Origin of the sequence: [Clostridium] citroniae WAL-17108 (genome assembly GCF_000233455.1) — a bacterium.
Taxonomy (GTDB): domain Bacteria; phylum Bacillota; class Clostridia; order Lachnospirales; family Lachnospiraceae; genus Enterocloster; species Enterocloster citroniae.
On the sequence record NZ_JH376428.1, the window covers coordinates 158,323 to 182,341 of the forward strand.

The 24,019-nt window shown below is 43.3% G+C and carries 15 protein-coding genes, 1 tRNA gene and 3 pseudogenes; 4 read left to right on the forward strand and 15 right to left on the reverse strand.

The genetic code is table 11. The features are described from left to right. The 6 genes and pseudogenes from HMPREF9469_RS23945 to HMPREF9469_RS23970 form a co-directional block, all read right to left on the reverse strand. A pseudogene (locus HMPREF9469_RS23945) lies at positions 1-227 on the reverse strand (AAA family ATPase); the annotation flags it as partial. A gap of 44 nt (positions 228-271) precedes the next feature. Next, positions 272-2,344: a Mu transposase C-terminal domain-containing protein gene (locus HMPREF9469_RS23950; protein ID WP_007868089.1), complete on the reverse strand. Its 2,073-nt coding sequence runs from the start codon at positions 2,342-2,344 to the stop codon at positions 272-274. A gap of 128 nt (positions 2,345-2,472) precedes the next feature. Next, the gene (locus HMPREF9469_RS23955; RefSeq protein WP_002593001.1) at positions 2,473-2,676 is read right to left on the reverse strand and encodes a transcriptional regulator; all 204 of its coding nucleotides are present in this window, start codon (positions 2,674-2,676) and stop codon (positions 2,473-2,475) included. Between the two features lies 1 nt (position 2,677). Beyond that, positions 2,678-2,860, reverse strand: coding sequence for a DUF6906 family protein (locus HMPREF9469_RS23960; protein WP_007868099.1), 183 nt, complete (start codon positions 2,858-2,860; stop codon positions 2,678-2,680). Positions 2,861-2,880: 20 nt separating this feature from the next. Beyond that, a complete protein-coding gene (locus tag HMPREF9469_RS31530; protein ID WP_007868102.1) occupies positions 2,881-3,516 on the reverse strand; it encodes a hypothetical protein in 636 nt (211 codons plus the stop codon). A gap of 40 nt (positions 3,517-3,556) precedes the next feature. Beyond that, a complete protein-coding gene (locus HMPREF9469_RS23970; protein ID WP_007868104.1) occupies positions 3,557-3,745 on the reverse strand; it encodes a hypothetical protein in 189 nt (62 codons plus the stop codon). Between the two features lie 184 nt (positions 3,746-3,929). On the opposite strand from HMPREF9469_RS23970, the gene HMPREF9469_RS23975 reads away from it, so the two are divergent. Both HMPREF9469_RS23975 and HMPREF9469_RS23980 read left to right on the forward strand, forming a co-directional pair. Continuing rightward, positions 3,930-4,160 (forward strand): hypothetical protein, encoded by a 231-nt coding sequence (locus HMPREF9469_RS23975; RefSeq protein ID WP_007868106.1) that lies wholly within the window; start codon positions 3,930-3,932, stop codon positions 4,158-4,160. Positions 4,161-4,444: 284 nt separating this feature from the next. Beyond that, positions 4,445-4,885 (forward strand): helix-turn-helix domain-containing protein, encoded by a 441-nt coding sequence (locus tag HMPREF9469_RS23980; RefSeq protein WP_007868107.1) that lies wholly within the window; start codon positions 4,445-4,447, stop codon positions 4,883-4,885. A gap of 626 nt (positions 4,886-5,511) precedes the next feature. Here the strand turns inward: HMPREF9469_RS23980 and HMPREF9469_RS23985 are convergent. The 3 genes and pseudogenes from HMPREF9469_RS23985 to rlmD form a co-directional block, all read right to left on the reverse strand. Continuing rightward, positions 5,512-6,459, reverse strand: a pseudogene (locus HMPREF9469_RS23985) (virulence RhuM family protein). Between the two features lie 159 nt (positions 6,460-6,618). Continuing rightward, positions 6,619-7,869 carry a recombinase family protein gene (locus tag HMPREF9469_RS23990; RefSeq protein WP_040417241.1) on the reverse strand — a complete coding sequence of 417 codons (1,251 nt, stop codon included), beginning with the start codon at positions 7,867-7,869 and terminating at the stop codon, positions 6,619-6,621. A gap of 94 nt (positions 7,870-7,963) precedes the next feature. After that, positions 7,964-9,676, reverse strand: a complete 1,713-nt coding sequence (rlmD, locus tag HMPREF9469_RS23995; protein ID WP_007868129.1) for a 23S rRNA (uracil(1939)-C(5))-methyltransferase RlmD — start codon at positions 9,674-9,676, stop codon at positions 7,964-7,966. Positions 9,677-10,047: 371 nt separating this feature from the next. On the opposite strand from rlmD, the pseudogene HMPREF9469_RS33895 reads away from it, so the two are divergent. Beyond that, positions 10,048-10,588: pseudogene (locus tag HMPREF9469_RS33895) on the forward strand (YbaK/EbsC family protein). A 139-nt stretch (positions 10,589-10,727) separates the two neighbouring features. Here HMPREF9469_RS33895 and HMPREF9469_RS24005 read toward each other — a convergent pair. From HMPREF9469_RS24005 to HMPREF9469_RS24015, 3 genes are all read right to left on the reverse strand, one after another. Then, entirely contained in the window at positions 10,728-12,557 is a 1,830-nt protein-coding gene (locus HMPREF9469_RS24005) for an aminopeptidase P family protein (protein WP_007868137.1), read from the reverse strand. A 161-nt stretch (positions 12,558-12,718) separates the two neighbouring features. Next, a complete protein-coding gene (lpdA, locus tag HMPREF9469_RS24010; protein WP_007868139.1) occupies positions 12,719-14,149 on the reverse strand; it encodes a dihydrolipoyl dehydrogenase in 1,431 nt (476 codons plus the stop codon). A gap of 183 nt (positions 14,150-14,332) precedes the next feature. Next, on the reverse strand, positions 14,333-15,133 hold the full coding sequence (locus HMPREF9469_RS24015) for a Cof-type HAD-IIB family hydrolase (RefSeq protein WP_007868143.1): 801 nt from the start codon (positions 15,131-15,133) through the stop codon (positions 14,333-14,335). 79 nt (positions 15,134-15,212) lie between these two features. On the opposite strand from HMPREF9469_RS24015, the gene HMPREF9469_RS24020 reads away from it, so the two are divergent. Beyond that, positions 15,213-15,286 (forward strand) — tRNA-Pro (locus HMPREF9469_RS24020). 29 nt (positions 15,287-15,315) lie between these two features. On the opposite strand, the gene HMPREF9469_RS33095 is transcribed toward HMPREF9469_RS24020, so the two are convergent. The 3 genes from HMPREF9469_RS33095 to HMPREF9469_RS24030 all read right to left on the reverse strand — a co-directional run bounded on the left by HMPREF9469_RS33095 (position 15,316) and on the right by HMPREF9469_RS24030 (position 23,930). Beyond that, complete coding sequence (locus HMPREF9469_RS33095; RefSeq protein WP_007868145.1) at positions 15,316-16,653, reverse strand: tyrosine-type recombinase/integrase; 1,338 nt, start codon at positions 16,651-16,653, stop codon at positions 15,316-15,318. A 227-nt stretch (positions 16,654-16,880) separates the two neighbouring features. Further along, positions 16,881-17,063, reverse strand: coding sequence for a hypothetical protein (locus HMPREF9469_RS32145; protein WP_157140339.1), 183 nt, complete (start codon positions 17,061-17,063; stop codon positions 16,881-16,883). A gap of 81 nt (positions 17,064-17,144) precedes the next feature. Beyond that, the gene (locus HMPREF9469_RS24030) at positions 17,145-23,930 is read right to left on the reverse strand and encodes a phage tail tape measure protein (RefSeq protein WP_007868147.1); all 6,786 of its coding nucleotides are present in this window, start codon (positions 23,928-23,930) and stop codon (positions 17,145-17,147) included. Positions 23,931-24,019: the final 89 nt, after the last annotated feature.

The window sequence follows — 24,019 nt, forward strand, 5'->3', positions numbered from 1 at the left end:
CGGTTTTCCTGCCGGAAGGCTGCTTCCTGTTCCTCTGTCTCCTCCAGCCACCTCTCCAGACGTTCCTCCAGCTTTACTGGCCTGCTTGGATATTTCCCGTTTAAGTACTGGCTCAGCATGGAGCGGGAGCACTTCATCCCTTCCTTATCAAATTGCCAGGCCAGCTCCGCCTTGTTCATGTTTATGATTCTTAATCTGAGGCACACACGTTCTGCCAGACTTTTCATTTACGATACCCTTCCTTTCCGTTTGATTGGTTTATGTGTTGGACTTAACCCATGTTACGCAGTTTCTCCAGCGCTTCGCGGCCCTGTCTGGCGATATATTCCGACTGCCGCGCCGCCTTCCTGTGTTCCCGGTAGCTCTCCTCCTTCGGCAGCGTGATGACCTTCCGGCTGTTCCCTGCCCCTTCTATCATCATGCTTCCCACGATGGTGTTGGCTTGGGCCGCGCCGGCAATCCGTTCATCCAGCGGGCATCTCATTTCCTTCAGCTTCTCACGCACATCCTTCATCTGCTGCTTCTGGAGCCGGATGTGGCGTTCCAGCGCCTCCTGTGGGACCTTGTGGGCAATCTTTAACAGTTCCTGGCTCTCGGCCTCACAAATCATATGGCCGTCCTGGGCGTCAAACACAAGCAGCCGGGTCACGTCCTCCGGGTCATACTTGATGTCCACAGGCTTGTCCATGTAATAAATCAGCTCCGGATGGTTATAGACCTGGCCGAATTTCCGGATTCCCACGTTATATACCCGTGCCCGTTCTGACTTCATCAGCTGCAGCAGGGCAAAGGATTTTGGCGGCAGGGCCTTCTCATACCGTTCCCCTTTGTCAAACAGTTCCTGCGGGGTACAGTATGTTTCTCCCTGGTTTTTCAGGCCCCTGTGGACCTTCACCGCATACACGTTGTGCAGGTAGTGGCTCCACTTCTCATAAAACTCCTCCATGGTCAGCAGCTTCCCCTGTTCAAGCATACGCTTGATGTCCTTGTCAATCTTGGCGCTGGTCCTGCTTCCTGTCAGTGTACCCGTGTAACTCTTAAACCACCGGGAGAATCCATCGCATACCGTCTTAAACAGACGCTCTATTTCGGATTTACTCCATGGCTCATAAGGACGGCTCCGGTGGAAGTCCTCTATCCCAATGGTGTGATAGAATCCCGCTTTTACCTCCTCAAATCCGGCATACCGTTCTGTTTCCTCCCGGGTGGGATAGCGTCTGACGCCGGTCAGTTCCCTGGAGGTATAGTCCTTTCCGTTGTCAATGTTCAGGTATTTCGGCATCCCTCCCGGGGTTCCGTACAATACCTTAATCAGGGATTGCTTCAGTATCTGGGCATTGGCATCCCGGCAGATGATATCCCCCAGCACCATGCGGCTCCTGGCGTCAATCCAGGCCACCAGCTTAGGCTTGATGGCCGTCACCTTCCCATTAGGCAGCTTATAGGAGACCCAGCAGTCAAAGGTATGTTCATCCCCCAGAAGGACCTCCATGACCTGGAGGGACCGGGTATCGCGCAGGGCCTTCACCATCCGCTTGTTCTTCCACGCCCTGTCACCTTTGGCTGCAAGGAAATAGGCGCTTTCCAGCTGCCCGTCTGCCATCAGGTGGGAGATGTAACGGCATACACTCTGGTAAGATGGGATGGGCCAGCCATTGGCCGTACCGATTTTCAGCAGCTTGTCATACAGCATCTGGCGCTTTCCTTCATTCCGGGCAAAGTCCTTGTCGAACCAGATGTTGTGTATCTTCTGCTTCACTTCCGGCGTAAAGGTGGGGAAGGTATTGGAATCCTTGGGTTTCCGGCACAGGCACAGGACCTTGTAATAATCGTAGTTGGCCCCGGTCTCCCGCAGCATCTTCAGGGCCCACCCTGCCGCCTCCAGGTATTTGTCCATGTGGCGGTACAAAGTCCTTTGGCTCATTCCCAGCTCCGCCGCCTTACGGATGATGTACTCCGTCTTGTCTGCATCCGAATAGTTGATGATGTCCTGCAGGAGCCGGGACAGCTCCACCGCCTTGTAATATGCCTGGCTGTGGTTCTCTATGTACCAGTTCACATCGGTATCCAGGTACCAGGGCTCCTCTGGGGGCAGGTTCTCCATCACGATATCACTTCCTTCTTCCGTATCTATCTTCTTCATGGCCCGGTAGGCCTTCTGGGCTTTGGGGCTTAGGTCAGTAAGTTTGATGTATTTTCGCTCTTTTCCACCAGATAAAATTTTCTCTTTTCGTAACACAATTTCTGCATTCTCTTCTCTACGAGAAACCTGTTTCATAAAAGTTCTATATAACATCCCTTCTAAATCAGATGCATCTTTCATAGATATATAAATTTCTTCCATCAGATTTCCCCCTTTCTGTTGCAATTTGGCTGTTGGTATAGTACAATGCAGATGAGTATTTATCGGAACGCCCGACCTTCCCCCAGAAGTAGGGTGTTCTTCTTTTATGCAAGTCCATATCCAGCCCCCTATGCCACATCATTCTCATTTATTTTGAGAATTTTCAGCATTTGCTTCCGATACTTATACCCAGGCCTCTTTCCTTTCAGCATCCGGCACAGTTCTTGAGGGCTTGTACCCAATATATTTGCCAGCTGGACCTGGGTCATCTCCAATTCAATCAGACGCTTCTTGACAATCTTTCCAAGCTCCCTTGTCTTTACATCTGCCATCTTACTCACTCCTGTATAATCTTCTGGTCCGTTTCCTGTCTGTTCCAATCCGCTTAAGTTCCATTCTGCTTACCACTTCCAAAAACTCCCTGGTATCCTTTATCACCAGCCAGTTCTCTGGCTGCAGACCATGAAGTTTCATCTCCTTTTTCTGGCTTAAGGTTGGCTTTTTGCCATTTTTCATGAGATTTATCACCTCCGGTTTTATTCATCTGACCCTGTCAGGAAATGATACCCATCAATCATTAGGCAGCCATTAGGGCTAATCCTTACTTCAAGATTTGCCAGTATCCTACGCTCTATCGCACTTATAATTGTTACCTCAGCTGATTCAGCCGTCCCTTTTATATGGGCTGTCGCTGATTCATTCAAAATCGCTTCAACTATGTCTTTCATTTCCCTCTTTTTCGGTATGCTCAATGTTTTCGTCTCGCGTTGGACCAGCTTCATGATTTTGACAAGCATATCACTCCGCTCCGTTGCCTGGCGCCACTTTTTCTCAAAGCCTTCCTTTGGATAGCCCCGTTTCCCTTCCAAGGTGTATTCATTGATACGTTCGTTCTCGTCCACCCATAAATCTTCTAGGTATAACAGCGCTTTATGTTTCCAGTCCTCTTTCTGTCCTTTCCTCCGTTCCTTTTTCTCTTCGTCTGCTTCAAAGTAATCAAGGACCTCTGAAAAAACATTTATCAAACGTTCCCTTATTTTTTCAGCATCCACTTTAAATGCATTTACTTCAATCTCAACGCTGATTCCCGGCAATTTTGTATTTCCATGCCCATCTGTAATGTTCGGTACTTGGAATGAAAATTTCTGCGGGATGATTTTAATTTCTGTCATTTCAATTTTCCCCTTTCTTAAGGTCTTAATTTTTAAAAAATTACACAACAAAGCTCCCAACGTAAATAAGGAGAATGTAGACTAAAATTGATAATACAAGTAGGATACGTTCAAGCATTGTATTACACCCTCCAAACAGACCCCAATCCCTCAACCAGGAATCAATCCAGACCACAATGAAAAGAGCCATGGGCCATAATAAAATAGATATTATTTCACGGACTGTCATATTCACCTCCTGTTACATCTTACTTAATTTGTCAACTGTGAATTCAGGAACCTGAATCCGTAAGAACATTGTTCAACCAGATTTAGTTGTTTCGATATGATAATTTTGTTTCTTTACATCCTGATATATGTTAAAATGGCACTGAAAGGTATAACGATACAGCCTTTCAGGGGAGGTGAGCCCCATGGTTATCTCGCCAAAGAGGCTGCCAGAAGTGAAAAATGATGCGTTGACCCGTATTGTTTCCTTCGCTTCCGGCAACTCGATTGACTGGAAATTCGTTTCCGGTCAGGTCAGTGAGGATGGTTCCTGCTCTGCTGACTTTGAAGCAGATGCTCCGAAGCCAAAAAGCAAGTTCCGCCTCCATGGTGAGGTTTCCCAATATGGGGAATCATACCACTTCAGTGCCATTTAACATCTGGCACAGGGAACCATCAGCTTTGGCTGGTGGTTCTTTCCTTTTATAATCATAGGCCAGGAATCTGGCTTTCAAAGAATGTTGCTTATTCAATCAGACTTGATTGCAGATATGTGATGAATTAAAGTTCTTTTGCTTGAAGTAATCTTCAAAGTATGTTACTTTTGTATTGGCTTATAAATCATCCATACAGATATAATATATCTAATTTTAGATATTGTCAATATTCTTTTTTAGATTTTATCTTAAATTAGATAATCTGTATCAAAATGGGAGGTCAAATGGATAATATTGATAAAATGGTTGGGATAAGAATTAAAACTCGTAGAAAAGAACTTAATCTAACGCAAAAAGATGTTTATGCTGCTACTGGAATATCTAATGGTAACCTTAGCGAAATAGAGCGCGGTAATGTTTTACCATCTTCTAAAGCACTAGTTTCGTTATCTAAATTGCTTCAAACTTCTATAGATTGGATTTTAACTGGGGAAGCATCAATTATAGATAATAGCTCTCCGAAAACATCTAATATTGAATATAGCCTGAAATTAAATGAATCAGAGGAACTCATAATTTTTATGTTGAGGAGCCTTCCCTTAGAAGAACAACTTGATGTAAAAAACTATCTTCGTGCAAAGGTTGCTAAGTGTGAAAAATCGGAGTTGTCATCAACCTCGAATCATGGAAAAAACGTCATGGACGGAAATAGTGAAATAGCCTAATTTTTTTTCTTTGTTTTGGCCAATAAATAAACCAAATAGGGCATTTGCTTTAAGCCCTTTAAATTTCAAAAAAATATCTACAAAGCCTTGAAGATTCAGCAAATGCCCCTATTTTTATTTTTTTTCAATCAGGGCATTTGCTCATCGTTGTCATTCGCTTAATTTTACACGATTAGTTTTATGTCTTTTAACGCGTCAATCCTTGATTCTGCGTACTTTTCACATAATTTTATAACATTGATTAACGTTAATTTTTAACGGCTCAAAAAAAGGACCTCTCCGGCAATTTTCTTGGAAAAGGTCCTTTTTCTATATTATTCTCATTTTATTTGTCAATAGCGATTTTCCTCTAAAAACCGCCGAAACCCTTGATATACCGTCACTTCCCGCCATATCCCACTCACTCCTCCTCTGTCTCGGTTTTGTCAAATATCTTGGTAACCTACACCCAGACTAAACACCACACAAAAAAACAACCCTATTTCTTTGCCAAACTCTTGAATCCCTTTGTCTTCCTAACCTTTTCTCTCCAGCAAAACTACCGTTTCCACATGTGGTGAGCAGACTATAATAATGGCGAAAAGATATAGTTTCCTTCTTAGTGGAAACTATTCGTCAGAATCCTACTAATTATTTTTCCCGTCCAACTTATCTAATTCCCCAATACTCTCTAAAAAATGACATTCCACAGGAGACAATATATATTCCTGCTTTGTTGTTAATATATCACGTCTAGTCATCCTTAGATAATCATCAATCGTCTCCAGCCAGTCTTTCATATACATTGGTTCCTGATTTAAAGCATGTACCTCCGCAATATCCAAATAGGCCATAACAATTTTATTGAGTGCATCCAGCTCTTTTTCATCAAGATAATTTTTTGCCACTTCTACATCCTATCGTTTTATATGGTTACCACTCCATGTAGTCAGCCCCATATTATCTTTATCCGCATCTGCCCTTTGGTAAATCACCTCTGCCGCTGTATGCTTATGTGCTGCCCAATGCATCTTGTTCTGAACCTGTTTAAAAAACTGCACGGAGCTCTCCGCCTTCGGATTATAGTCAATACTAGTCGCATAAATTTCCAGCACTTTTCTCCAAAACACCTTTTCTGAAGACCTTATATCCCGGATACGCGCCATCAACTCATCAAAATAATTTCCCCCACCAAGATTCTTTAATCGTTCATCATCCAGTGCAAATCCTTTTTTCATATATTCTTTCAGAATATTTGTTGCCCAAATCCTAAATTGTGTTCCTCGTAAAGATTTTACGCGATAGCCAACAGAAATAATAACGTCAAGATTATAAAAATCCACATGATATCTTTTTCCATCGGAACCAATTGTTGCAAAATTTGCAACAACTGAATTTCGGCTTAACTCACCTTCTAAAAAAATATTTTTTATATGCCTGGATATCGTAGATTTATTTCTTTGAAATAGATCTGCTATTTGATCTAACGATAACCAAACAGTATCATTATCAAATGTAACTTCAACTTTGGTGACTCCATCCTCTGTCGTATACATTAATATATTTGACTTTTCTACTTTCCCTTCCCCCGCCAAAAGATCACTAATAAGAATTCAATGATTATATTATTCTTTAAAATAGTTTCCACATCCGTTTCACTATATTTTACCATACTCCCCTCACCATTACCATCTGAAAGATTTCTTCATGTCCGTTTATTTATCCTTCTGAAACATAACAATCTCATTTATCTATTATTCAAACTCACATTTCTGATATTTCTCTTTTTCAGCATAACAAATTATCAACTGCTTCTCATAAACATCTATTCTCTTTACTCTATCTTTTACGACATTTTCACCATATTCTCCATTACACACAACTTCTCTCAATATATCTCTTACATATTGATCATTCAAGGTAGATGAATTTTTACACTCCGCCTTTCCTTTTTCCATCCTTGTCCCGCATCTCCAAACAATCTTCCCACGCTCCGTTCTACGCCTAAATCCTCCCCCACAATCCCCACATACCAATAAATTACTAAGCAAATATTTGCTGCTATATCGGTTACCACTGCTAATCTGATTGTCGTCAGCTATTCTGAGCAGTCTGGCTCTATTAAGCATTTCTGCCTGCACTTTATCAAATATTTCCGAAGAAATAATGGCCGGATGACTTCCTTTTACATAATATCTGGTACGCTGTCCTACATTTTTCTTACGTATACCATTTAGATAATCCTCTGTAAATGTTTTCTGAAGCATTATGTCTCCCTTATATTTCTCATTCTTTAGCATTTGTTGTATTACATTTGCACTCCATACCTCTTTACCTGTAACCGTTTTTATGCCATTATCTTCCAGATATTTTTTAATCTGTGAAAATGTGTATCCCTTCAAATATAACTCAAAAATTAATCGTACTTTTTTAGCCTGCTCCGGAACAATTACCAATTCCCCCTCCACACACCGATACCCCATAAAATGTTTGTAGTAGCTAAATAGCCCTTCCTCAAATTTTCTTTGAATCCCCCACTGAATATTCTCACTCAAATTTCTGCTTTCTTCTTGTCCCATTGCTCCTGATAAGGTTATTGCCGCTTCTGCATCTGGATCAAACGAATTCACATTTTCAAATTCAAAATACATTTGAATACCCCTTTCTTTCAAATATCTCATAATCTGCAATAGTTCTACCGTATTCCTGGATACTCGTTTTGCTGATTTAGTGATTATGTAATCGAATTTCCCCTCTGTTGCACTTTCTAACATATGTTTCAATCCGTTACGGCCCTTTTTCCTTAATCCACTTCTTACACAATCCCAGAATACTCCTGAAAATACCCACCCCGGATGATCTGATATCTGTTCTGTATATGCCATAATTTGATGAGCCAAACTGGCTAACTGTGTCTCTTTCTTAGTACTTACGCGGCAATATGCCGCCACACGCAGCGGTTCCATATTCTCTTTTTTCACAGGTATATAATATATCTTTTTCACAACACCCCACCCCATCTCATCCATAAGGAAAAGGCGCAAAAGCCAAAAGCCTTCACGCCTCACCACACAACAACTATCCCACCTCACCTAATCATCATTTAACACTCTTTTGCAACAGGACAATACTTTCCGTATGATTCGTCCCCGGAAACATATCCACCGGCCACACCTCCCCCGCCACATATCCCAGCTTCCTCATATACCTCACATCCCTGGCCAAAGTCTCAGGATTACACGACACATACACAACCTTTCCCGCTCCCATCTTCCCTACAGAGTCCAAAAACTCTCCTGTACTGCCGCTCCTTGGCGGATCCATAATCACCACATCCACCTTTTCTCCCCGTTCAGCCATATTTACCAGGAACCGTCCCGCGTCATTGCAGTAGAAGCGCACATTCTTCCTATCATTCATCTTGGCATTGCTCACCGCATCCCGCACAGCGTCCTGATTTAATTCCACACCAATAACCTGCCCAGCCTGTTTGCTGGCAATGATCCCAATGGTTCCAATGCCGCAGTACGCATCCACCACCAGTTCCTTTCCGGTGAGGCCTGCCAGTTCCAGCGCCTTTCCATACAGCACTTCCGTCTGGACCGGGTTCACCTGATAGAAGGATCTGGAAGAGATACGGAATCTGCAGCCGCACAGTTCGTCCACAATATATCCCTTGCCATACAGCACATGTTCCTTGTTCCCCAGAACCATACTGGTACCGCGCCCATTGATATTCTGTACAATGGTGGTGATCTCCGGATGTTTTTCCCTCAATGCCTTAACAAAATTATTTTTAGATGGAAATACAGGAGATGCCGTGACAAGCACCACCATGATCTCATTGGTTGTAAATGCCAGGCGGATCAGCACATGGCGCAGTAGTCCAAAGCCAGTATCCTCATTATAAATACGTATCTTAAATGACTTGAGCATATTGCGAATTGTGCCGATAATCTCATCTGCCTTTTCATCCTCTATCATGCACTTCTCCACAGCAACCACATCATGGCTGTTCTCCTGGTAAATACCAGAAATCACATTTCCCTTTTCCCAGGCAAACACAGCATGTACTTTGTTGCGGTAATGGAATGGATCCTTCATTCCAATGATCGGTTTAACAGGGCAGATGCCCTTAAACAGTTCCTCCACCTGCTTCTGCTTTTGCTTCAGCTGTTCACTGTAATCCCGATCCAGTATCTGACATCCCCCGCACCGTTTCATAACCGGGCAAAGTCCTTTTCCCTCCGGCTTTCCTTTTTTATCTGCCATCCGGTCAGATACAGGTCTGCCCATCTTCCGTCTATCCGGGCTCTGCCAATCCGTTATCCGTTGATCCACTGTCTGTCTTTCTGTCCTTCCCTTTCCTATCCCCCTTTTATCATTCAAACCGCCAATATTCTCACTGGACTTACCCATTCTAAATCCCCGGTCATCCCTGCCGCTGCGCAGTTCCCGTTCATCCCTCTTATCCTTACGCCGGTCATCACGCTGCGGCCCTCTATCCCCTCTCTTGGCCGCTGCATCCTGTTTTCCCCCGTGATTTCTCCTGGACATTTTATCCAAATCCTTACCAGGATGTTTATCAGTATCCTTGTCCGTATATTTACCGGTATGTCTATCGGTATATTTATCACTATATTTATCGTCATATTTATCACTATGTTTGTCCATATATTTACCGTCCCCCCTGCCACGAGTACCGCCAACTTCCGCCTTTTTCACCGGTCTCTGCTCCCACCGCTTCTCTGCTTTCCCCCCGTTCCTCTTCTCCGTTCTGTTCCCGCTTTCATTTCCACCAATTCGGCTCATTGTCTTATTCTCCCATTCTGACAGCTGTTTTTACTTAAAAACAGTACAGACAGCGGCTTGATCCCCGCTCTCCTCTGCTATAACATATTTGTCATCATCACTTCATGTCGGTTTTTGGGGCGCTTGATCCCGCTAAAAACCCTATCGACATTTTACCATATATTTAATATAATGTGTAATTTTATCATATATCCGCCCAATCCCCTCCCACATCACCACCAGCTGCCTGCAATTATCACCCAAGTTATCACCCAAGAACGGATACAGACATGATCACACATTCCCACACAGTCTCCGCCGTTCCATCCACATACAATTCCACACATAATCTCACATATAATCCCACATCTGCTCCCGATCCCCCATACAAGATCGACCCCACCCGATACATTGGAAGGCCATCCGATCCCACCGGACGCATTTCTCAGGAGATCCGCTCCTACGAACTTTTGGGCTCCCTCCTCATTCCCTACATTCGCCTGGACCACGATGCCATGCCGACCGTAGAGGCATGCCAGGAGATCGACAAACTGCTAGAACTGAAGGTATACAAAAACTTATTTCTGCGAAATGCTCAAAAGACCGGTTTCTACCTGCTTATGCTTCCCGGCAATAAAAAATTTACTGTTTTATCCAGACAGCAGTTCTCACCTATCATTTGCGAAACCGGAATATATGAAAATGCATCTGGATATCACGCCCGGTTTCGTCAGTATCCCTGCCCTTATGAATGATGCAGATTATCATATCCAGCTGCTTATTGACAGGGATGCAATGCAAAAACCGGAATATTTCCCCTGCCATCCCTATGTCAATACATCCAGTATCAAATTCCGTACCCGGGATCTGTTGGAGAAACTCCTTCCGGCCATGGGCCATTCCTATATCGTGGTAGACCTTCCAGGTGCGTAACAAACACTCCCCCTATTGGCAGCCACACCACTCAAAAACCGGAGCCATCAAAGACAGTCATTGATATGCTCCCATATCACATGCTCCGCCTGATGGTACTCCGGTTTCTTTTTCACCAATTTTCCTTATAATCTCCGCCTTAGATCGCCGCTGTCACATCCTTCAGCCACGCCCTCTCATCCTCATTCAAATGGGGGCCGATCTTCTCATATACCTGTCTGTGATACTCATTTAAAAGCTCCACATCACGTTCTGTCATCAGCGTTTTGTCAACCACTTCCAGGTCAATGGGGGCAAATGTGAGAAATTCAAACTTCAGGAACTGCCCATAATCATTTTTTTCATCCTTTACGCATACGGTCAGGTTCTCTGTCCTGATACCGTGGCTTCCCTCTATATAAAGTCCCGGTTCATCGGATGTGATCATACCGGGCTCCAGAACCCCGTTATCCTGGCGCTCAGGCACCATTTTAAACCGGATCCCGTTAGGCCTTTCATGGCAGTTAGACAAGTAGCTGACGCCATGGCCTGTACCATGTTCAAAGTTAAGCCCCCTGCTCCACAATGGTTCCCTGGCCACATAATCAATACTCAGTCCTCTGCAGCCGTGAAGGAACTTCACCGCTCCCAGGCGCAGCATGCTCATAAGTACCAGTGTAAAATGCTCCTTTTCCTCGTCTGTCACCGGTCCCAGCGCAATGGTCCTGGTGATATCCGTGGTTCCCTCATAATACTGGCCGCCGGAGTCCACCAGATACAGCCCCTTTGGCTCCAGGGGGATATTGGTCTCTTCCGTAGCTGAGTAATGACACATTGCCCCATGTTCCCCATATGCGGATATGGTTGAAAAGCTGAGTCCTATGCAGCCCTCCTGTTCCATCCGCAGTTTTTCCAGGTAATCAGACACACTGATTTCATCCATGGGAATCCTGCCAATGTTTTTCTTCAGCCAGTAAATGAATTTGGTCACCGCCACGCCGTCCTTGATATGGGCATTCCTCTCATTTTCAATCTCCACATCATTCTTAACAGACTTCATCAGCGCGGTGGGGTTCATCCTGTCAATGATCTTATTGGAGCTGTCCAGCAAACGGTAGATCGCATAATTGACGCGGCTTTTCTCCAACAGCACCTTCTCATTCCTGAAACCTTCCACCATATCATAAAGTTGGTCATAAGGCAGCACCGTAACCCCAATATCTTCCAGATACTGCCTGGTGGTAATGTCCTCTCCATTATCCATATACGGATATGCCCGATGCTCCAGTACCTCCTCATTTACAAACAGATACAGCTGTTCCATGGTAACCACCACATAGGACAATACCACGGGATTATGGCGTATATCGCCACCCCGGATATTTAAAAGCCATGCAATGTCATCCATGGATGTGAGCACATGGACCGAGGCATGAGCTTTCTTCATGGCCTCTCTCACATCCTGTATTTTATCTTCGCTGCATTTTCCTGCATACTGCTGGGCCAGAACCCAGGCCGGCTTTGCCGACAACTCGGGCCGGTGATCCCATATGCTTCCGATCAGATCCAGTCCATAGGATATCCTGACGTTCTTGTCTTCCAGCACATCCTCCAGATTTAACCCGGCCGCCGCATTAACCACCCGGCCGTCAAATCCAAGGCACCCCTTTGAGGGAAGCGTCTGCTCCAGATATTCCTCTACATCAGGTACGCCCTCCCGTCCCATTTTCATCATGGTCACCGAGGTTCCCTCCAGTTCATGGGAAGCCTGGACAAAATAGCGACCGTCCACCCACAGGCAGGCCTCATCCATGGTCACCACGGCCGTTCCTGCCGAGCCTGTGAATCCTGTGATATATTCCCTGCATTTAAAATGCTCTCCCACATATTCAGACTCATGAAAATCTGCTGTTGGAACCAGATATGCGTCCATCCCCTGCTCCTTCATCAAAGCACGAAGTGCACACAGTCTTTCCTGAATCACACCCATCATCTATTCCTCTCTTTCTCTTGATTAACACTTTTTCCCAAACAGTGCTGTCCAAACCTTCAGCCCATCTATCTCCCGCACCTGCGCGGGTCGTCTAACCCGTGCCATGTAACCCGCTCCATCTAACCTGCGTCATCTAATCTAACCTCACCCATGGTTCCCTACACCGGCTCACGCCTCATCGCATCCTCAATGGCGGCTCCAATCCCTTCATTATAAGTGGGCTGCGCCCTCATGGCAAAGGACATTTCTTCCGCAGTGAGCCCATTGGCGATAGCAGTGGCAATCTCCCCGATCATGTCCGTTGCACGGGGACACATCATCTGAGCGCCCACAATGGTATTGGAGTACGCCTCGAAAACCAGGCGGATAAATCCGTTCTCCTCACCGGATATGATGGACTTTCCATTGTCCCTCATGGAAAAATGTCCGCAGCGCACCTTTAGCCCGCCCTGTTTTGCCCGCTCCTCCGTAATTCCAACCGTGGCAATCTCCGGATCCGTGTAAATACAGTTTGGCACAATGGGAAGGGACACAAACATGCCGTTGGGCACTACCTCCAGCTTGACGCTGTGAGCCCTTCCCGCGATCTTTTCCACTACGTACGTGCCCTGGGCCGCCGCCACATGGGCCAGCTGTGTCCTGGCAGCCACATCCCCTATGGCAAATACGCCCGGCTCACTGGTCTCAAAATCACTGTTCACTGCAATCTTTCCATTCTGCATTTCCAGGGAAATGTCCTTGCCAAAAAGCTTATCCACATCCGGGCGCCGCCCAATGGCCATCAGCACCTGTCCTGCCCTTGTCTTTATGGGTTCACCCCCATGGTTGGGCGTGATCACACAGCTGAGGCTTCCCTCTTCCTCCATGATCTCAGTGACCGTGGCATCGCAGTATACCTGGATACCTTTGCGCCGAAGCTCCTTTTCCAGTTCCGCCGACATGACGTCATCCATGGGAGCCATCAGGTGCTTCTGCTTTTCCACAATGGTCACGCTGGAGCAGAGATTGCTGAACATGGTTGCAAATTCCACTGCGATCACGCCTCCGCCCATAATGGTCAGGCGGTCAAAATTCCAGTTTTCCGCTGCCAGAAGCCTGTCGCTGTTCCACACTCCCGGCAGGCTTGCCCCAGGTATGTCGTTCATCATGGGGACGGCTCCTGTTGCTATTATGACTGCATTTCCCTGAAGAAATTCGCGTCCGCCTTCCGCCAGTTCTACCTCCACGGTCCTGTCCCTGCGCAGGGTGGCTGTCCCGTGTATGATCTCCACTTTCTCCCGGTCAAATCCGGCCTCTATGCCTTCGCGGTATTTTGCCACGGCCTGCTTTTTGTATTTCTGCATCTTTCCGAAATCAAAGGCAATAAAGTCCGTTGATACGCCAAACACATCGCAGTTCTGCATCATATGGAACATGTTGGATGCATGAAGCAATGCTTTTGTGGGGATACAGCCCCTGTTGACGCAGGTACCGCCTATTTTCTTTGCCTCAACCAGCGCCACCGAAAGGCCAAACTGCGATGCCTTTTGTGCCGCTGTATATCCGCCTGGTCCTGCCCCAATGATTACCACGTCAAAATTTCTTGCCATATCAAATCTCCATTTCTTTTATGTAACTGTTCAGGGCGGCTCATCTTCTTGACCGGAAAACCGGTCAAGAAGCATCGGATGTCCATCCGATGTGAAAATGGGGACGAAAACGGACTTATAAGCAAGCTTAACGCCCGCTTTTGCCCCCATTTTCCCGCCGTCCTGAACTGTTACCCTTTTATTTTAGATCCATCCAAAATGCCTGCAGGCTTTCCAGACCCCATCCCTGTCAATATCGTCCGTAACATAGTCAGCCACTGCCTTCAGCTCATCCACTGAGTTTCCCATGGCGATCCCGATCCCCGCCTCCCGGACAATCTCATAATCATTCATGCTGTCTCCAAATGCAATGGTGTGCTCCATACCGATCCCGTAAAACTCGCAGATACGCATAAGCCCTTTTGCCTTGGACGCCTCCCGTTCCACCACATCAGCTCCCATATTTCCAGAAAACATGGGGAATTTAAAATCCGGAAAATGCTCCTCCATCTCCTTGGCCCCCTGGGGCCCTCCTATGTATGCCAGGGTCCTCACCGGCAGCTCCATCAGCTCCCAGCCATCCCTGTAATTGCGCTCCGACACTCCCCAGCGGATCTCATCCATGCGGGTAACCCCTTCCGGATGAATATAATAATCATATCCTCCCGTGCTGATCCCCATGGAATAGCCATGCTCATCCGCATAGGACAGCAAAGACCTCAGCCGGTCCTTGTCCATCTGATGCTCAAACAGGACATTTCCTCCTGCTACCACCCGGGTGCCGTTCATATGAATGACCCCGTCCGGTTTGATGATATCGCAGTACATGGAACTCATTTCGTGGTCCATGTTTCTTCCGCTGGCAATGACGATCACGGAATCCTTCCTAATATGCTCCAGGGCCTCCATTGCGCTGGGAGGGACCTCCCATGTCTTGTGATCCAGTAACGTCATGTCAAGATCGAAGCTGAAAATCCGCTTTTTTACTGCATTTTCCTGTGTCATTCTTATTTTCTCCTGAATAAATTAAAATTAGGGCTTTTCAAAATGAAAAATCTTTGCTATAATCATAGAGGTTCGAGAACGGAGTATGGCGTAGCTTGGTAGCGCGCTCGGCTGGGGGCCGAGAGGTCGCAGGTTCAAATCCTGTTACTCCGATTCCTTTAAAATGTGTCAGAGGCTTTATTTTACAAGGCTTCTGGCATTTTTTTATACCCGATTGAAGCGGTATTTTCTTGAGACAGCTTGAGACAACTATTATTTGTATGTAAAATAGATGTCTTCTTAACACGGCACTTAGTCTCACTCTCCCTGTATGGATTGTATAGATACTTAAGTGTCGTTTCCTTACTTGTATGACCTAACCATCTTCTAATTTCATCCAACACCCATCCCTCTGCATTCATTCTGGACGCAACAGTTCTCCTTATGCAGTGTGAGTATTTAAACTTTTCCCAGCCTAGCGCGATTTCGGCCTTAGTCAGTCTGTGGATAAATTGCATTTTGTTTGCTCTGCTTCCATCAGCATTAACGAATACATATTCCGATAATACACGGCTTTCCCGTTTTATTCGTTTAAATATTTGAATTAGTTCATCGCTTAGGTCCAGCTCCCTATATCCTGCCTCTGAATCTGACTTGACATAATCCACTACATTCCCAGAACTATCCTCCATTCGCTGTATAAAAACAGTCTCATTAACAAAATTAATATCCGGCCATCTCAATGCAGATAATTCTCCTACTCGCAATCCCAATTCAAAATTAGCCATTAATCCTATATTAGCAATATTTCCATTTAAGGCATATCCTCTTTCAAACTCTTGACAGAGGTCGTCTATTTCGTCCGGATAAAATACCATCTCAGCAGAAGGTTTAATTCGCTCAGATTTGAAGAGATGAGTATACTCCATCTCATCTTTTTGCCACGGATTCTCCGAGATATAACCTTTTCTTTTAGCGTATTTAAGCGGGCCTGTGACAGTTATTTTATGAGTGTTGAACCCCTTCGCTGTCATCCCTTTCATAGAAAGGACATTTATTGCCCAATCCTCAAGATCAATGGTCATTATCCTTTTTATTGGAATTGTGTCGATCTTTGTTCCCTTTACGTATTTTTCATAACTTGCTTTATTCTGTTTTTTTGTTTGCTCTGAATTCTGCTTCTTCTTTGACTTATACACCAACCACTCGTCAAATATATCGCATAGCCTTATGTTATTTGTATCCTGACCCAAGTTGTAAAAAGCATATAATCGGTCTATCATCTTATTATAACTTGATTCCTTGATATTCCTACATTTTCTTGGTTTAGTATCATCTGGCACATAAGTCCCTACACGACCATCGGAAAGAGTGCTGATTTTGTAACGATGTACTGCTAATACAGCTTCTTCTTTCATCATAGTGATTTGTGATAGTACCGTATCCGGATTGATTATACCACGTTCTACTAAATTATTCCATTCCTTTTCCGATACAGCTATTAGGCCATATTTCACACTGTCAGCATAAGCTTTCATCATTTTTTCTCTATATAAAGGCGATTTCTTCTGGTAATCACCAATGCTTATTATTTCTGTAATACTCTAGCACCCCTTTATTATTATACTTATATTCAATTATCCTTTTCATCACATCAAAAGAGCGCCTCATCTTGCAGAGACGCCCTTATTTCATTTTTCCCTTGCTAGTAAATTACTCATGTATCCCTATATTATAGTCTATATAGCAATTATGGAAAATCACACATCTAAATCCCAGCTACAAATAAATCACTCCAATTATTCTGCGGTGCACACACCCATACCCATGTTCCTACGGTTAACGCACGATTGCATGTAACTGTATATTTTTTGCCTTTATACAGCGTTTCATATTTTCCATTATCTAATATTCCTGTGATTTGTGCACAAAATGTTTTATTGTATTTCATGCCTCCATTTTCCTCTCATTTAAGCAATTAGTGCCTCCTGTATCATTATAATAAGCGCCCATTTCTGAGCGCTCTATAAAGTTATCGTTTACCTAATTCTTGGATTATCGCACTCCTTAACTTTCCCTTTTGTATTCCCTCAAGGAATTGTTTAGCATCATTGCATTCTTCAATCGTAATATCTCCGATATTGATTTCTACATTTGTATTCTTTGATGGAGTTGAATAATCATCACCATAATTCATATTTGAATAATCCGGAACAAGCCAGCTAGGCGTTTTGGTCCAGCGCTCTAATCCCATTACTTTTAAATTTTCAATTAGCTTCTCCTGCTGATTTATATTAAGGATAGCCTCACCCTCATGTACAATAGCAAGGACTTCTCCATTTTCCATTGTTTTGGTGCCAAGGGTTTGGACTGTATCAAACGCCTTTGACTTGGTTTTTCCGACAGGCCCATTTTCTACACCCTTTTTATACTTCGCCACCCCTGGTCCATGACTTGAATCACTGGAATCCCAATGTCCACCGCTGCCTGAGCCACTAGAACTTCCTCTGTCGTCATCATCACGATCAGCTGCATCTTCCAGTGCATCTTTGACATCTTCCAGTATATCTTTCATATCAGCCACATTATTAGTAAGCTGCTGCCAACTGGTCGTATACTCGGATATTAACCCTGCATTTTCATTATACTGTTCCAGAGATTTGATTAGTTCATCCGAAGATTTCTCCAACGCACTCTGAATTCCTTTAAGCACAGCGTCCGCATTAGCAGCAGTACCATTGACTGTTCCAAGATAGTCATAGATATTCTGGAGATTGTCAGTTGCAGACATTTTACCATTCATCTGGGATAATAAATCCTTGATACCAGATTGTGCTTGCTCATAGGTAATGGCTCCTTCTTTGTAGGATGTGATATAATCTTGAAGGAGAGAGTAGATGTTGTCTGTAGATTCAATCTGCTCCTCATATTTCTGGATCTGGTCAGCATTTGTCTGATAAAGATTCTTGAACATGTTATAGATATCCGTATCATTACCAGAGGTTACTTTATCCTTCCATCCCTTACCAAGAAGTTCATTGGCTTTCAGTTCATCCTGCGCCTGTTTGATTTTCTCTGCAATTTCTGACCATTTATCGGACTGCTTCTGTAATGCATCTACCTGGTCGTTGTATTTTTCATTGATATCATCAAGGGTATCATTCAGTCCGTCCATTTCAGTTTGTAGATTATTCTTTGTGATATCATACTCAGCATCCTGGACAGCTTTTTGGGCATCCCTTTCTGCCTCCGAATCTTTCTCCCAGGTCACTTCGCCTTCTCTCACTACTTTTGTGGTCTTCTGATTTCTGGCACGTTCTAACTCAAACTGGGCTTTTTCAAGATTATACTGTAGATTCCTTTCGGTATTAGTTTTCTCCAGTAAGTCAAGCTGTTTTTGAAGAAGTTTGATCCTTTCGTTATAGGAATCATTTGTGAGTGAGTTTTCAGTTCCCAGCGCATCCATCTGTGCTTTTATTGCACCAGTTACGGAACTAATTACAGTATCCAGATCACCTTTGACACCATTCAGTCCTGAAACAACCTTCTGTAGTTCAGAACTAAAGGAAGAAATATTCTCCATAGGCATTTTCAGCAGTTCTTCGTTCCACTTATGAAGATTCTGTACCATGGATGACATTTCACCATTCACACTTTGTAACTGGCTATAAAGTTCATTCCAGTTATCGCTTCCAGTATCATATTCAGACATTAGATCCTGAATCAAATCCGCCTGTTCCTTATACTGGTCTATAATCGTAGTGCCATTCTCAATTAAGCTTTGGTAATAACCAGCATCCAGCTTCTTCCCAGATGATTCCAGTTCTGCGCCCCAGTTTTCAATCGTAGAGGTGATATCATTGTACATACCAATTATTTTAGTGAGATTGTCAATCGGTATCTGTGCTACTTCAAATTTCTTCTTCGCAATTGTTTCAAGAGCCTGTAGCCGTGCGGATTCATAATCATCCACCTGTTCGGTCAGTTCTGCATACTTTGCGCTGTCCTCAATTGGATCAAGCTTATCACGTTTGTTTTTGGCAAGTTTGATCAGACGGTTATAGTTTTGTACCAGACGTTCAAAATTATCTATCTGCTGCTGGTAGGCATCTGTGTCAACAACACTACCAGAAGCCTTTATGTAATTGATCTGTTCATCTACCAGGCTATTCATTTTTTCCAATTTGGAATTCTCAGCATCCAGGCTGTCAAGTTCTGCTGAAAGATATCCTTCCTTATGCTCCCTGCGCTTCTCTTTTGCTTCATTAACACTCTGCTGCGCATCATACAATTTGTTATAAGCATCCATTGCATTCGTCAGCTGTGTCTTTAGATTGCCGGAAACTAATTCAATGTCCACGCCGCCATTTTCAATCTTGTCTCTGTATTCGGGGACAAGAGCTACCAAATCCTCATATGAACGTTTATAATCATCAATAGAACCTTCGGCATTTTTGATGATCTCATTATCCAGTTGCATGAGACGTTCAAGGATACTTTGCTTATTTTCCAGCCCAGTTCCATTTTTGACCTTCTCGGTCAGTTCTGTGACGGTCATGTCAGCTTTGGAAGCTAACGCAATCAATTGATTCCATGCATCCTCGGAGGGGATACTGCTTGTGTTCATCAGATCATTTACACGCTCAATCTCTGCTTTAGATAGTCCGGTATAAGCAGTATAGGTGTCGGATAGCTGATTTTCTAACTCTGTCTGTTTATTCTTAAGGAGCTTTGTGCGCTGATCAATCCAGTCGATATCAGAATTTTCCTTGGGTGATTTGTCTTTGGAGCCACCAGCTCCAGAAGATCCTATCCCTCCAAAATCAGGCAGAGAGATTTCAATCTGTGCAGCCCGGTCTAAGGCTTTCTTTGCTTCATTGGCTGAGTTTATCAATGACTCTGCATTTGTACGGGCAACAATCAAAGCCACGCTTTCTTCCGCCGTTAAGCCAGTAGTAGGTGTTTTATTTACCAGAGAGGCCATGCCTGTAGCTTGGTCAATGACAACTCCATAATACTCTCCCCACGCTTTGCTCAACTGTTGAATCAGTGTTTCATCAATCGAGGCTTTTGCCTTCGCCAATGAGTTCCAGTTTTTAATATCATCCCCGTATGCTTCCGCAAGGGATGTAAAGAGTCCTTCATTGTTGCTTCTGATTGTTGTAAAGAAATCTTCATTATCAGATAACTTATATGCCATAGCAGTTCTGAATGCGTCAGCATCATCATTATATGCCTGCTCTAACAGAGTCATTAGGTCGGCCGTAGATATTAAACCTTGGGTGTATTCAGCAGTTGCTGCTGATAGAGATGGGAACTGTTTTGCAATTGATGTTAAGGAATCAAGACTGACCAGTTTCGTTTTGGCTACTTCTTTTCTGACTTTGCCCAGAAGGTCATAAGACTCCTGAATGTTCTTGGATAAATCTATTGCAGAGTCACTAACATGATTCATCCCTTTAACTTCACTAGCTAAATTCTTAAGTGTCTGTATGAATTCCTCCGAAGCACCAGCTGCTTGCAGGTAATCAACCATATTGGATAAAGATTGATCCACTAAATTTGTAAGAGCTGAACTTAGATCATCTGTGTGATGAATCAACTCAGGAAATTCCTGCTGCAAATCAAGTAAATCCGAACTTGTTAGTTTGCTCTCCCTTATCTTTTCAATGGATGCGGATAAGGTTGACATCTTCTTTTGGAATTCATCTATGATCTTTGCTGTATCCTTATTCTGTAAATCAAAGAGTACGATATCCTTAGAACCTGAACCAGCTATTTGCTGTGCTTGAACTGATAGAGAACTAAAGTCTTCAGTTAATAAATCATTGAATACCTTTTTCAGACCTTCACCTGCGCCACTTGCACTCAGAATTGCATTTTTCATGCTATTAAAACCATCAACCGTAGCAGGAATGCCATTATGGAATTCATATTCCATTTTTAGTTCTTCATATCGTCTCTTGGTATAAGTATCTACACTCTCCGACATCTGAGAAATAGCGTTATCCATGTTGTTGTAAATATCAGAATCAAGAATTGAATCATCGTTTAATTCCTTTGACTGTAACGTAAGGCGTTCTCTTGCTTCAATAAGTGCATGGTAATATTCCACCACGCTATCCATGTCTTCGTAATTCTCTGGTGCCCAATTAATACCCCTGCTTGTTTCCTTTTCAAATTCACTAAGCATGTCACGTACAGTCCCTAATGCCTTGACATGGTTTTCTATTCCTGTCATATTTACATTGAGCGGTACATCTACCTGGCTTCCATCCCAGTTGCTCCATACATCCTCAGACAAATTTTCTTCTGCCGCTTTCCTCCCTCTCACTGCCGCCGCATACTGGCTTTCTATCTCTGCCTTTGTCGCATTGCGTAATGCCTGGGCATATTCATCTGTACCTATAGTAAGACCTTCCAGAACTTTCGCTTTATCACCAAGTGCAACCGTAATGTCTTCAACTGATTTTTGTAATTCCTGTTCTTGTGAAGATGTCCGGTCTGTTAAACTTGATAATTTGGTATATTGGGTATAAAGCTCATTGAGTTTCTTAGACTGTGCAGAGACAGACTCCGCAGCTTCTATATTCTTCTGACGGGTTTCTTCGAGTTCCTGTCTGTATTTCTGATATTGACCAACAAAAGCACCTATGGTAACGCTCAATGCCATTAAAGAAATTCCTACAGGATTAGACATAAATGCGGCTTTCATGTTTGCGCCTAAACCTATAATTGCTGCTTTAAGACTGAATGTACTGGTTGTCGCTTTAACATTTGCTGCTGCCTGGGCATCAGTTGCCTGGGTAAGACCAAGGGTGGCAAGTTTCTCTTTAGCAAGCTCAGGTGATAAGTTTTGCGCCCTCAAAATTCTAATTCGGTCAGATTCTTCTAATGCATCATTGGATAGTAATAATTTCAATTGCTTATCGGTTAAGGATTTAGTATTCTCACCTATACTTTTCAGTTCAGAAATACGTTCCTTTTTACTTGTAGGCAATGAATTAACTCTATTGATTGCATCGCCCAAAGTGCTCATTTGTTTAGCAGAGGAAATACAAGCACTTCCTATTGCTGTAATTCCCTTAACTGTACCAACTGCTGTAATACCAATAATGGATGATTGAAGCAGATTAAACTTATTCGCCAAATCCAGAATGGCACTTCCCGTATCAGCTGTACCTTTTATCATATCTCCACTAAGAATACCTGTATAAGTATCAACCAGTGTTTCCTTAAATCTAATCACTGCTGCTGAAGCTGATTCTTGATATCTCTCAAATTCTTTATTCACACTGCCTGTAGAATTTAATGCATCTTGATATATAGCTTCTGCCTCTGACATGTTCTGTAATAATGCCGCTGTAGATGCGCCGCGCTGCTTTCCGGCTATCTTTTCGAGCAAAAGGGACTGGGATTTATCGCTAAGGGATTCATAGACTTTAGAAATTTCTAATAAGATATCATAAGTAGATTTAAAAGTGTTTTCATCAAGCATGATGTCAACTTTATCATTTGTCAGATTTAAGATTGTATCTCGAAGTTTTGCAACAGATTCTTCTGCCTCTTCACCGTCCTCTGAAACTCCGCGAAGTCTCATGCTTACGATTTTCAGCATATTCCCAACCTCACTTGGACTTTGGAAAATTTTATTGCCCGCTGAAATCATTGCGATAGACTGGTTTAAATCATTGTTTGCCTCTTGTAAAGTAGCTACACTATTTTGTAGTGCATCACTGATACCCTCTGCATCAATGCTCCTAGTATTGGAAATATGATTGATTTTATCAGCGATTGCTAAAGCTCTTTCACTATATTGGTCTTCTGTAAGTCCATCAATCTCCTTAAATGCCTGTAAAGTGGAGATCAGCGTGCTTGTTGCTTTATCAATACTCATGTCCCCAGTCTTTTCAAGTTTGGTGGACACTTCTGACAGCTTCTCACTTAATCCAAGTCCAAAACCAATCTTCTTCCAATCAGTAACCGAAGATATTAACGATTTTGTTTCTACAGATAATTGTTTCGCTTTCGCAATGGACTTGTCAAGATATGCAGGAAAATCGTCACGGGAACGAATTTCATCTGCGACCTTATACAAGCCAGTCATGGAATCATCTAATGCCTTAACTTCCGTATATGCTTTCCTGGCCTGACTGTAAGCAACCATGACCATTGAAGTAGCACTTATCAACTCACCAGCACGTCCAACCGTCTTCTTAAAAGTATCAGCCAAAGTTAATCCACTGAGATTTGTAGCTTTTAATTCACTCTTAAAAGCTGCCATCCGTAATGTTAACTCCTGAACATCACCGCCTGTAGTTGCACCATATGCATCATCCAATAACTTACCATATTTTTGTGTTGCTGCTGAATTTGAAAACAATTTACTATTCTGTTTTGCTAATAGTGATAAATCGCTTATAAGCTTATCTTTCTTTATCGATACTTTATACTCAATGGGAACCTGGTCAGCAACTCTCTGGGCGTTGCTTGCAGCCTGTCTCACTGTTGCATTCAGCTGTTCCGTATTTGCCTTTAACCTTATATCTAAATCTTCTATTTTGGCCTGTAATGTCTTTAACTGTTGTCTTAGTTGTGCTTCGCTTGACGATTTATTCAGCTTGGCATTTACATTAACATTTAAATTTGTCAGTTCTTTGAGGGTCTGTTTCAATGCTCTTTGTGATAAAATTTTGTTGAGATTTGCGATAACTTTTACGGTAAATTGACCATCAAAAGATTTCAAATCACTCTTTATCATACGTTTCGATAATGCCTTGTCAAGTCCTGCTATTATCTTTAAAGTAAAATTATTCATGTACTATTTCCTCCATAAATTAATTTCGTGTAACAAAAAACAGCCTGTGGATTACAAGCTGTTCGGTACTCTTGTAATATTCAGTTGTA